This window comes from Ferdinandcohnia sp. SAFN-114 (genome assembly GCF_059415045.1).
The window spans coordinates 1-11,474 of the sequence record NZ_JBPFDQ010000126.1 but is presented as its reverse complement, the minus strand read 5'-3'; the positions used below and the strand labels follow the sequence as shown (position 1 = coordinate 11,474).

At 37.2% G+C, this 11,474-nt stretch carries 11 protein-coding genes; 9 read left to right on the top strand and 2 right to left on the bottom strand.

The window, feature by feature from the left end; genetic code table 11:
- Nucleotides 1-176 precede the first annotated feature (176 nt).
- The 4 genes from hflX (at nt 177) to glnA (ending at nt 4,612) form a co-directional block, all read left to right on the top strand.
- On the top strand, nt 177-1,418 hold the full coding sequence (hflX, locus tag ACR65M_RS24975) for a GTPase HflX (protein WP_440274716.1): 1,242 nt from the start codon (nt 177-179) through the stop codon (nt 1,416-1,418).
- A 13-nt stretch (nt 1,419-1,431) separates the two neighbouring features.
- Nucleotides 1,432-2,712 carry a methionine gamma-lyase family protein gene (locus ACR65M_RS24970; RefSeq protein ID WP_440274715.1) on the top strand — a complete coding sequence of 427 codons (1,281 nt, stop codon included), beginning with the start codon at nt 1,432-1,434 and terminating at the stop codon, nt 2,710-2,712.
- A gap of 110 nt (nt 2,713-2,822) precedes the next feature.
- Nucleotides 2,823-3,224 carry a MerR family transcriptional regulator gene (locus ACR65M_RS24965; RefSeq protein ID WP_121446657.1) on the top strand — a complete coding sequence of 134 codons (402 nt, stop codon included), beginning with the start codon at nt 2,823-2,825 and terminating at the stop codon, nt 3,222-3,224.
- A gap of 53 nt (nt 3,225-3,277) precedes the next feature.
- Nucleotides 3,278-4,612 (top strand): type I glutamate--ammonia ligase, encoded by a 1,335-nt coding sequence (glnA, locus tag ACR65M_RS24960; RefSeq protein WP_341331828.1) that lies wholly within the window; start codon nt 3,278-3,280, stop codon nt 4,610-4,612.
- A gap of 87 nt (nt 4,613-4,699) precedes the next feature.
- Here the strand turns inward: glnA and lexA are convergent, their stop codons facing one another.
- Nucleotides 4,700-5,326 carry a transcriptional repressor LexA gene (gene lexA, locus ACR65M_RS24955; protein WP_121446659.1) on the bottom strand — a complete coding sequence of 209 codons (627 nt, stop codon included), beginning with the start codon at nt 5,324-5,326 and terminating at the stop codon, nt 4,700-4,702.
- Nucleotides 5,327-5,731: 405 nt separating this feature from the next.
- Between lexA and ACR65M_RS24950 the strand changes: the two genes are divergently transcribed.
- From ACR65M_RS24950 to ACR65M_RS24935, 4 genes are all read left to right on the top strand, one after another.
- Nucleotides 5,732-5,962 (top strand): DUF896 domain-containing protein, encoded by a 231-nt coding sequence (locus tag ACR65M_RS24950; RefSeq protein ID WP_341331827.1) that lies wholly within the window; start codon nt 5,732-5,734, stop codon nt 5,960-5,962.
- A 111-nt stretch (nt 5,963-6,073) separates the two neighbouring features.
- On the top strand, nt 6,074-8,074 hold the full coding sequence (tkt, locus tag ACR65M_RS24945; protein WP_341331826.1) for a transketolase: 2,001 nt from the start codon (nt 6,074-6,076) through the stop codon (nt 8,072-8,074).
- A gap of 145 nt (nt 8,075-8,219) precedes the next feature.
- Nucleotides 8,220-8,660 carry a sporulation inhibitor of replication protein SirA gene (sirA, locus tag ACR65M_RS24940; protein WP_341331825.1) on the top strand — a complete coding sequence of 147 codons (441 nt, stop codon included), beginning with the start codon at nt 8,220-8,222 and terminating at the stop codon, nt 8,658-8,660.
- Nucleotides 8,661-8,747: 87 nt separating this feature from the next.
- Nucleotides 8,748-8,972 carry a YneF family protein gene (locus tag ACR65M_RS24935; protein ID WP_099362934.1) on the top strand — a complete coding sequence of 75 codons (225 nt, stop codon included), beginning with the start codon at nt 8,748-8,750 and terminating at the stop codon, nt 8,970-8,972.
- 89 nt (nt 8,973-9,061) lie between these two features.
- Here ACR65M_RS24935 and ACR65M_RS24930 read toward each other — a convergent pair whose 3' ends face one another.
- Nucleotides 9,062-9,451, bottom strand: coding sequence for a VOC family protein (locus ACR65M_RS24930; RefSeq protein ID WP_341331824.1), 390 nt, complete (start codon nt 9,449-9,451; stop codon nt 9,062-9,064).
- A gap of 164 nt (nt 9,452-9,615) precedes the next feature.
- Here ACR65M_RS24930 and ACR65M_RS24925 point away from each other — a divergent pair, with 164 nt between their 5' ends.
- Nucleotides 9,616-11,364 (top strand): ABC transporter transmembrane domain-containing protein, encoded by a 1,749-nt coding sequence (locus tag ACR65M_RS24925; protein WP_440274714.1) that lies wholly within the window; start codon nt 9,616-9,618, stop codon nt 11,362-11,364.
- The last annotated feature ends 110 nt before the right edge of the window (nt 11,365-11,474 follow it).

The following is an 11,474-nucleotide window of genomic DNA, read 5'->3' as shown; positions in this document are numbered from 1 at the left end:
CTTTAGGGGCTTCGTTGGTAAAGTGCCCTTATAGGGCGAAATCAAAACCGCCCGTTCTACGGGCGGATACTTACTTTCAAAATTGGTATAGTTTCATTAAATTTGATATGATAACGTAAGAAAAACACCTTCCATGAAAGTAGGTAAATTGATTGGTAAACGAACAAAAGAAAGATATGGAAAAAGCGATACTTGTAGGCTGTCATATTCAAAATGAAGACGAAAGTCGGTTTGAATATTCGCTCGAAGAATTACAATCATTAACTAAAACAGCCAAGGGCCAAGTGGTAATGACTGTTACGCAGAAGCGTGCAAAAGTCCATCCTGCTACATACATAGGAAAAGGTAAAGTGGAAGAGTTAGTGCATCTTGAAGAAGAACTAGGGCCAGATGTAATCATTTTTAATGATGAGTTATCCCCAAGCCAAGTAAGGAATCTATCTTCTAGTCTTCAAGCTAGGGTGATTGATCGAACCCAGCTGATTCTTGACATCTTTGCTTCTAGAGCAAACTCAAAAGAAGGAAAATTACAGGTAGAATTAGCTCAGCTCCAATATCTATTACCCCGATTAACAGGTAAGGGGATTGAATTATCAAGACTCGGTGGTGGAATTGGGACGAGAGGTCCAGGGGAAACAAAACTAGAGACCGATAGAAGACATATTCATAAGCGGATTGATGATATCAAAAATCAATTATCAGTTATTGTACAGCACAGGGAGCGCTATCGCGAACGAAGAAAGAAAAATAATACATATCAAATCGCATTGGTAGGTTATACAAATGCAGGAAAATCGACATTATTTAATAGACTAACTGAGGCAGATTCATTTGAAGAAAATTTATTATTTGCGACACTTGACCCAATGACTCGTAAAATGATTCTTCCATGTGGATTAACTACACTATTAACGGATACAGTAGGATTTATTCAAGATTTGCCTACTTCGCTAATAGCTGCGTTTCGCTCAACTTTAGAAGAGGTAAAAGAAGCAGATTTAATTGTCCATGTGGTTGATTCTTCAAATCCTGATTATTTTAATCATGAAAAAACAGTATTGAAGCTTTTGGATGAACTAGGTGTTGAATCAATTCCGATTCTGACTATTTATAATAAAAAAGATAAAGTTCACCCTGATTTTGTTCCTTCGTCAACATCTAAATCCATTTTAGTTAGTGCTTTTGATGAAAATGATTTAGTGGTAATTAAGACAAGGGTAGAGGATTCAATGATTGAGGAGATGAAAGAATACAAGGTATCTCTACCTAGCTCGGAAGGTAGATTATTAGCACATTTAAAACAAGAAACGATTTTGAAAGAACTTCGTTACAATGAAGAAGTGGAAAAATACGATTGCACTGGCTTTATTTTTCCAAGTCACTCATTGAATGGTCAACTAGACGATTTTCAATCATAAAGGGGAAAACATCATGTTTACAGAATTAGATTATGGTAAACTAATTTCGAAATTAGTTGAAGAAACCGAACAAGAAATTAAAGAGGTTCATACGAAGATTGATAAAAATATTGATTACAATCAATATCAAGTGTTAAAAAGCTTCCAAGATAATCGAGTAAGTGATTCTCACTTCATTCCCTCAACAGGCTATGGCTATGATGATATTGGAAGAGATACATTGGAAGCGGTGTACGCCCATATTTTTGGGGGTGAAGCAGCACTTGTACGTCCGCAAATTATTTCAGGGACTCATGCCATTTCGATTGCATTGTTTGGGGTGTTGCGACCGAATGATGAATTGCTATATATTACAGGAAATCCATATGATACTTTAGAAGAGATTGTAGGGATTAGAGGTACAGGAAATGGATCCTTAAAGGAGTTTCATATTGGATATAATACAGTCGATTTAACACCTGAAGGAAGACCAGACTTTGAAGCAATTAAAAATGCTATTCATGAAAATACAAAAATGATTGGAATTCAGCGTTCAAAAGGATATGCAACAAGACCTTCCTTTACGATTGCAGAAATAAAAGAAATGATCCAGTTCGTCAAAGAAATCAAGTCTGATGTTGTTGTTTTTGTTGATAATTGTTATGGTGAATTCGTTGAATTACAAGAGCCATGTCATGTAGGAGCTGATTTAATTGCCGGTTCGCTTATTAAAAACCCAGGAGGCGGACTTGCAAAAACTGGCGGATATTTAGTGGGAAAAAAAGAACTTGTTGAAGCATGTTCATATCGAATGACATCCCCTGGCATTGGAGCAGAAGCAGGGGCATCACTTTATTCTCTGCAGGAAATGTATCAGGGATTATTCCTTGCACCACATATTGTGGGACAAGCGTTAAAAGGAGCCGTATTTACAGCTGCGATTTTAGAAAAAATCGGTCTGAAAACAGAGCCAAGCTGGGATAGTGAAAGAACAGATTTAATTCAATCTGTTCAATTTGATAACAAAGATATGATGGTTTCCTTCTGTCAAGCAATCCAATATGCTTCTCCTATAAACTCACACGTAACGCCATATCCAAGTTATATGCCGGGGTATGAGGATGACGTGATCATGGCAGCAGGAACGTTTATTCAAGGTGCTAGCATTGAATTAACAGCGGATGGTCCAACACGTCCTCCATATGTTGCATATGTACAAGGTGGACTTACATATTCTCATGTGAAAATTGCCATTTGTCTTGCGCTTAACCAATTGCTTACTAAACAACTTATTTCGATAAAGAATGAGGATTAAACTCCTCTTTTTTTATATGAAATTTCATGTTATGTTTTCTAACATTGTGTTGACAGATAATCTAACATCATATAATATTAACTTATTCATTGCGAAAAGGAGGATCCCATATGAGTGATGAAATTCGGCGTTCCATGCCACTCTTTCCGATTGGAATTGTCATGCAATTAACTGAATTATCTGCAAGGCAAATTCGCTATTATGAGGAAAATGGTTTGATTTCTCCAGCAAGAACTGAAACAAATCGAAGACTATACTCATTTAATGACGTTGATCGATTACTTGAAATAAAAAGCTTGATCGAACAAAAGGTCAATTTGGCAGGAATTAAACAAATATTCGCAGTCCGAAATTCAGGACAAGTTGCGGAAGAAAAGCCTGTTGAGCCTGTGAAACAGGAAATATCTAATTCTGAGCTGAGAAAACTTTTAAGAAATGAATTATTGCAAGCTGGAAGATTTAAAAAGCAGTCAGGTCCGCATCATAATGATATGTCGAGATTTTTTCATTAATAGCATATTGATTACAAAACTATACTTACAACTAGGTTTGGGGAGGAAACACAATGTCCAAATATACGAAAGATGATATTTTTCGTTTAGCAAAAGAAGAGAATGTAAAATTTATTCGTTTACAATTTACAGATATTCTTGGAACAATTAAAAACGTTGAAATTCCCGTAAGTCAATTAGAAAAAGCATTGAGCAATAAAATGATGTTTGATGGCTCTTCAATCGAAGGCTTTGTTCGTATCGAAGAATCAGATATGTACCTATATCCAGATTTAAATACATGGGTAGTTTTCCCGTGGACTGCAGAAAAAGGGAAGGTTGCTCGTTTAATTTGTGATATTCATAATGCGGATGGTACTCCATTCGAAGGGGACCCTCGTAACAACTTAAAGAGAGTCTTGAAAGAAATGGAAGAACTAGGATTTACGGATTTCAATCTTGGCCCTGAACCTGAGTTTTTCTTATTTAAGTTAAATGAAAAAGGTGAACCAACTCTTGAACTTAACGATAATGGTGGTTACTTTGACTTAGCGCCAACAGACCTTGGTGAAAACTGCCGCCGTGATATCGTATTAGAGCTTGAGGAAATGGGATTTGAAATTGAAGCTTCTCACCATGAGGTTGCACCTGGACAACACGAAATTGATTTTAAATACGAGGATGCTTTAACAGCGTGTGATGAAATTCAGACTTTTAAGCTTGTTGTAAAAACAATTGCTCGTAAACATGGTTTACATGCAACCTTTATGCCAAAACCATTGTTTGGAGTAGCGGGTTCAGGAATGCACTGTAACCTATCATTATTCAAAGGCGCGGAAAATGCATTCTTTGATCCTAATGCGGATCTACAATTAAGTGATAATGCTAGACATTTTATTGCAGGTATTTTAAAGCATGCGCCTAATTTTACAGCTGTTACAAATCCAACTGTAAACTCATATAAACGACTAGTACCTGGTTATGAAGCACCTTGCTATGTGGCTTGGTCTGCTCAAAATAGAAGTCCACTTGTTCGTATCCCGGCTTCACGTGGTTTAAGCACACGTGTCGAGGTGCGTTCAGTTGACCCGGCAGCAAACCCTTATATGGCAATGGCTGTACTATTAGCTGCAGGATTAGATGGTATCAAAAACAAATTGACACCACCAGCACCTGTTGACAGAAACATCTATGTGATGAATAAAGAAGAGCGTAATGAAGCGGGCATTGTGGATTTACCACCAACTTTATCTCTTGCATTGGATATGCTTAAGCAGGATGAAGTGTTAATCAAAGCATTAGGCGGACATCTGTTCGAACACTTTATTGAAGCAAAAGAGATCGAATGGGATATGTTCCGTACCCAGGTTCATCCATGGGAGAGAGAGCAATACATGACTATGTATTAATAAATGAACCCTTAACACGTGGATGTGTTAAGGGTTTTTTTGCTAATAAAAAAGGAACATTTCATTTAGAAATGTTCCTTTTTTAGATTAATGAATTGTACGGTATACGCCAATAACTTTTCCTAATATGACTACGTTTTTAAGGATGATCGGTTCGAGCATTGAGTTTTCCGGTTGCAAGCGGATATGATCTTTTTCCTTAAAGAAACGTTTTACAGTCGCTTCATCTTCCTCTGTCATTGCAACAACAATATCCCCATTGTTAGCTGAATGCTGTTGTCTAACAATCACATAGTCTCCGTCAAGAATCCCCGCTTCGATCATACTATCTCCCATTATCTCAAGCATAAAAATTTGGTCATCATGGGCAGCAAAACGATCAGGTAATGGGAAGTACTCTTCAATATTTTCCACAGCTGTAATTGGTTGTCCTGCAGTAACCTTACCTATGACTGGGACATTCACAACGTTTGCAGTTGGAATTGTTTCATTTTCGTCAACCTGTAAAATTTCAATCGCGCGAGGTTTAGTAGGGTCTCTTCGAATCAAGCCTTTGCTTTCTAGTCTGGACAAATGTCCGTGTACTGTTGAACTTGATGCTAAACCAACAGCCTCCCCAATTTCCCTTACGGAAGGTGGGTAGCCCTTTTCTTTAACTTCTTGTTTTATGTAATTCAATATATCCTGCTGTCTTTTAGAAAGCTTCGTTGTCATCTTCGCTCATCCCCTTGCACTTATATTATATATGTATTTAAATCTTCTCTTCGATCTCACTGTTCAGGTGACCTAGTAACTTCGACAAATACCGAATTTCTTAAGTTGAGTATAGCATGTTTTACTAGATTATACAAACATAAGTTCGAATTTTTGTTGACACAAAACAAATGTTCGGTCTATAATAGAAATATAAAATACGAACAAACATTCTATAGGAGTGAAATAAAGATGTTAAGGAAATTACAAGGCGGATTTATCTATTATGTACTATTTGTTTTATTAAGTATGGGAATGGTTATTATTAGTGCAAGCTAAATGCGTAATGTGGATGACTTGTAAAATATCTTTTCATCTAGTACTATGAACTATGATTTAGAAAAGAATAAACAAGGAGTAATAATTATGCTTTCAAAAGATAAAATCAATCGGATCAATGCTCTTGCAAAAAAAGCGAAGACAGTTGGTCTTACGGATAAAGAAAAAGAAGAACAGCAAGAGCTTAGACAAGAGTACCTACGTGTTTTTAGAAGTTCAATGACTAATACATTACATTCTGTAAAAGTTGTTGATCCTGAGGGTAATGATGTAACCCCAGAAAAACTGAAAAATAGTAAGCGGAAAAGATTGCATTAATAAAGAATACATAGATTTCTATGTATTCTTTTTTTTTGTGCATACTATCAATGAAGAACTGCTATGTTATATGTTAGTTCGTTAGAAACTCTTGAAAGGATGTTTATTTTTATGACACAATCACTAACAGACTTGTCGATAGCGTCAATTCGAACACTTTCTATTGATGCTGTTGAAAAGGCAAATTCAGGACACCCAGGTATGCCAATGGGAGCAGCACCCATGACATATGCTTTATGGACTCGACATATGAAACATAACCCGAAAAACCCACATTGGTTCAACCGTGATCGATTTGTTTTATCTGCGGGACACGGCTCTGCATTATTGTACAGTATGTTACACCTATCTGGTTACGACTTAACAATTGATGACTTAAAGCAGTTTCGCCAATGGGGCAGTAAGACCCCGGGGCATCCTGAGTATGGCCACACGGCAGGTGTCGATGCAACTACTGGCCCACTCGGCCAAGGTATTGCTATGGCTGTTGGAATGGCGATGGCAGAACGCCATTTAGCGGGTGTCTATAATAATGACTCAATTGAAATTGTTAACCATTATACATATGCCATTTGTGGTGATGGTGACCTGATGGAAGGTGTATCAGGTGAGGCTTCATCATTAGCAGGACATCTAAAATTAGGTCGACTAATTGTTTTGTATGATTCTAATGATATTTCCCTTGATGGTGATCTTAATCAAGCGTTTTCAGAATCTATCGAACAAAGGTATAAGTCCTATGGCTGGCAATATCTACGTGTTGAGGATGGGAATGATGTAGAAGCGATTGATAAAGCGATTGAGGAGGCTAAAGGAGATTTAGCACGTCCAGCTCTCATTGAAGTTCGAACGACAATTGGTTATGGTTCTCCAAACCGAGCTGGAAAGTCAAAGGCACACGGTGAACCATTGGGAGCCGATGAATTAAAATTAACGAAGGAAGCGTATAACTGGACGTTTGAAAATGATTTTCACATTCCAAGTGAGGTCTATACTCATTTTGAGGAAACAGTAAAAAGAAATGGTGAACAAAGTGAACAAGAATGGAATCAAATGTTCAGTCGATACAAGGAGACTAACCCAGAACTCGGGAAGCAGTTAGAAATGGCAATAGAGGGTAGACTTCCTGATGGCTGGGAGAACACGCTACCAGTTTATGAGGTGGGTAAGAAGCTAGCAACCCGAGCATCTTCTGGTGAAGCATTAAATGCAATAGCAAAGAGTGTACCGCAATTCTTTGGCGGTTCAGCTGATTTAGCGGGATCAAATAAAACAATGATTAATGGTGCTGCTGACTTTATGCCTAAGGATTACAGTGGTCGGAATATATGGTTTGGAGTACGTGAGTTCGCAATGGGTGCTGCTTTAAATGGGATGGCTCTTCATGGCGGTGTGAAGGTATATGGGGGAACATTCTTTGTATTCTCCGATTACTTACGACCAGCCATTCGATTAGCTGCTTTAATGAAAGTTCCTGTAACCTATGTATTTACTCACGATAGTATCGCGGTTGGAGAAGATGGACCAACACACGAGCCTGTAGAACAATTACCAGCATTACGAGCAATGCCAAATTTGTCTGTCATTCGACCAGCGGATGGAAATGAAACGGCAGCTGCATGGAGAACGGCTATTGAATCGAAAGAAATTCCTACAGCTCTCATTTTAACGAGACAAAACCTGCCAACATTAGAAGGAACAGCCGAGAAAGCTTATGAAGGTGTTCAGAAAGGTGCTTATGTTCTATCACCTGCAAAATCTGGACAGCCAGCAGCTCTTCTATTAGCAACAGGATCGGAGGTTAGTCTAGCAGTTGAGGCACAAAAACAACTCGCTAGTGAAAATATTGAGGTGTCCGTTATAAGTATGCCTTCATGGGACCGTTTCGAGGCACAGTCAAAAGAATACAAAGAGTCGGTTATTCCTCCGAATGTGAAAAAACGTTTAGCGATTGAAATGGCAACACCACTTGGTTGGGAAAGATATACGGGTGATGAGGGAGATATACTTGGTATCCATGAGTTTGGTGCTTCAGCTCCTGGTGAAATCGTACTGAAGGAATATGGTTTCTCAGTTGAAAATGTAGTAAGCCGTGTAAAACAACTGCTTTAATAAAAAATAGGGGTCGATTCGGGCCCCTGTACTACATAAACAAAAGTTTCGACAAAACTAGACGATTCTTACTCCAACGTCAGACAAAAATCACAGACTCTTTCGAATATACTATTCTTAATAGGTAGTATTAGGAGGAAAGAGTATGAGAGAATACCACATTTATTTAATAGAAGAAGAATTTGCAACTCATTACTTTGGACGGGAATCACTAATCTATCATTTATTTTTAGAGCATAACCAAGCTAAATATGAGCGGAAAGAAATACTCAATAAGCAAATTGAATTTATTACAAGGACGATTCCTTCATTACGTATCCACCAAAAAATTGAAGGAAGCCTTGCTCATTATTCTTATTATAGTCGTCAAAGTCATATGCACACTCTCGAATGGAATGAATTTAATAGCTTTGCAAAACTAACGATACATAATGATTACATCCATTTAGAGTCTACAGGAAGCTATGAAGCTGAGACGGCATTTTTTGAAATCCTTCGTAAATATGATCGTTGTTTCCTAGCAATGGATTTTAAAGCAAACAAATATGGGTGGTTAAACCCGATTAAAGAAAGAAAGTTTGTATAAAAGCTAGGAAAACATAAAACAAATATTGTATAATAGCTAATGGTTTAGTACACTGTAATGAGACAACATGAAGGAGGAAGTTTTTTTATGCAAATGTGGTTAGCTATCTTACTAATCGTGGTAGCTTTACTTGGTGGCGTTGCATTAGGATTTTTTATTGCACGTAAATACATGATGAATTACTTGAAGAAAAATCCACCAATCAATGAGCAAATGCTAAAAGTAATGATGATGCAAATGGGTCAAAAACCATCACAAAAGAAGATCAATCAAATGCTAAAAGCAATGAACGGTCAAATGGACAAGCAATAAAAACTTGGACAAATATGCATTCTACTACCATAAAAAGCCATTTCTCTAGTGAGAATTTCACTGGAAAAGTGGCTTTTTTGTATTCGTTCTTATAATTCCATTTGATCTACGTTAAGCTCGATTAAATTTCCATCGGGATCCGCACAAAAGATTTGCGCAAAACCACTGACGCTATCCGGTTTTTCTAGGACGGTCACATTATTGATTGATAACCAATTTAATGTGTCATAGTAGTTTTCAACTCTTAGTGCAAAATGTCCTTCGCGACTACTTATACTTTTATCCTTTCGAATCGTTTGAGATTCCGGTAGGTAAATTAGATGTAACTGCTGGTTTCCAATTTCATACCAGGCACCAGGGAAATCAAAATTAGGACGTTCAATCTCGTTCAAACATAGAATATTGCTGTAAAAGTCTTTTGCCTTTTCAAGATTCGTTACCGTTAAACTCACATGATGAAGCTCCTTGTATTTAATCATGAATATTCACCTCATTTTTTCTCTAAACCCATTATAGTAAAACTTTTAAGGAAATAGAATATTTTACACTTATTTATCACTTAAAGCTTGGAAGCACCTTCCTAGAATTCTAAAAATTTGGTAAACTATTATGGCACTTATTTCGTCTTTCGGAGGATAATAGGATGAAAATCTTTAAAGAATTAATGTGGTTTTTTAAACAGGAAAAAAAGTCTTACATTACTGGTATTTTTTTATTAATGATTGTTGCTTTATTGGAACTAGTTCCACCAAAAGTAATTGGGATGACGGTTGATTTTATTGCACAAGGTACACTAACAAAAGAAATCTTATATAAGTGGTTAGCTATTTTGTTAGCAACTGCGTGTACCGTTTATATCGTTCGATTCTTTTGGAGAATTATGATTTTTGGCTCATCTGTCAAATTAGCAAGATTACTTAGGAACCGTTTGTATGAACATTTTACGAAGATGTCGCAAGGATTTTTCCAGAAAAGAAGAATTGGTGACTTGATGGCACATTCCACAAATGATTTGCAAGCGATTCAACAAACAGCGGGATCAGGTGTCCTTACCTTAGTCGACTCGCTTGCAACAGGTGGGTTTGTGTTATTGACGATGGCATTTACAATAAATTGGAAGCTAACTTTAATTTGTCTCATACCATTGCCGTTTATGGCTCTCTCTACGAATTATTATGGAACTCTGTTACATAGACGTTTTCATAAGGCGCAGGAAGCTTTTTCTAGTCTTAATGATAAAGTACAAGAAAGTATTAGTGGAATAAAGGTCATTAAAACATTCGGGCAGGAAGAAGAGGATACAAATGTCTTTCGTAAGCAGTCTGATGATGTTGTTCAAAAAAATCTTTCCGTAGCAAAGGTTGATGCCCTTTATGATCCAACGATTTCATTAATTGTAGGCATTTCTTTCTTTCTAGCACTTGTGTTTGGTTCAAGGTATGTGCTATCTGGTGAAATGACACTAGGGGAGTTGGTCACTTTTACAACATACTTAGGACTTTTAATTTGGCCACTACTAGCTTTCGGGTGGCTATTTAATATAGTTGAGCGCGGAAGAGCATCTTATGACCGGGTTTCAAAGCTCTTGGCTGAGCCTATGGAAATAAAAGATTGTGAGAATTCGAGTGAGACGACCCCATCAGGTGATGTCGTATATTCGATTTCAAAATTTGCATATCCTGGAGAACAAAAACAGACACTTAAAGAAATCTATTTTCACTTAAGACAAGGCCAAACACTTGGTATTGTTGGAAAAACGGGTGCAGGAAAAACGACATTGTTGAAACTATTAATTCGTGAAATAGAAGGTTATGAGGGTAACATAATAATAGGCGAAAAAGAGATAAAAGGGTATACGCTAGATGCCTTACGAAAAAGTATTGGGTATGTTCCGCAGGATCATTTTCTTTTCTCGGCAACCGTCGCAGATAATATTGCCTTTGCAAAACCGGATGCCTCAATAAATGAAATTTTCGAAGCAGCAAAGACTGCAAATATCCATGATGATATATTGCAGTTTACTGACGGATATGAAACGGTTGTTGGCGAACGCGGGGTGTCTTTATCAGGAGGACAAAAGCAACGTATTTCAATAGCTAGAGCACTCATAATGAACCCAGAAATACTAATTCTAGATGATTCATTATCTGCAGTTGATGCTAAAACAGAAGAGGAAATTTTGCGTGCTTTACGAGAAAATCGACAAGGAAAAACAACCATAATCACATCTCATCGTTTAAGTGCGATTCAGCACGCCAACCAAATTCTTGTCATAGAGAATGGCAGGATAGCTCAGCATGGTACACATGACGAGCTTATGGAGAATGAAGGATGGTATCGTGATATGTATCATCGTCAGCAGCTTGAATCTCTTGTTGAGCATGGAGGGTAGAAATATGAACAAAATGACAAAAAAAGACCAAAGGTGAACTGACCTAGCCAAATGAGACATATATAAAACACCTATCCATATTAAATTTAACACTTTTTCATTAATTTGAT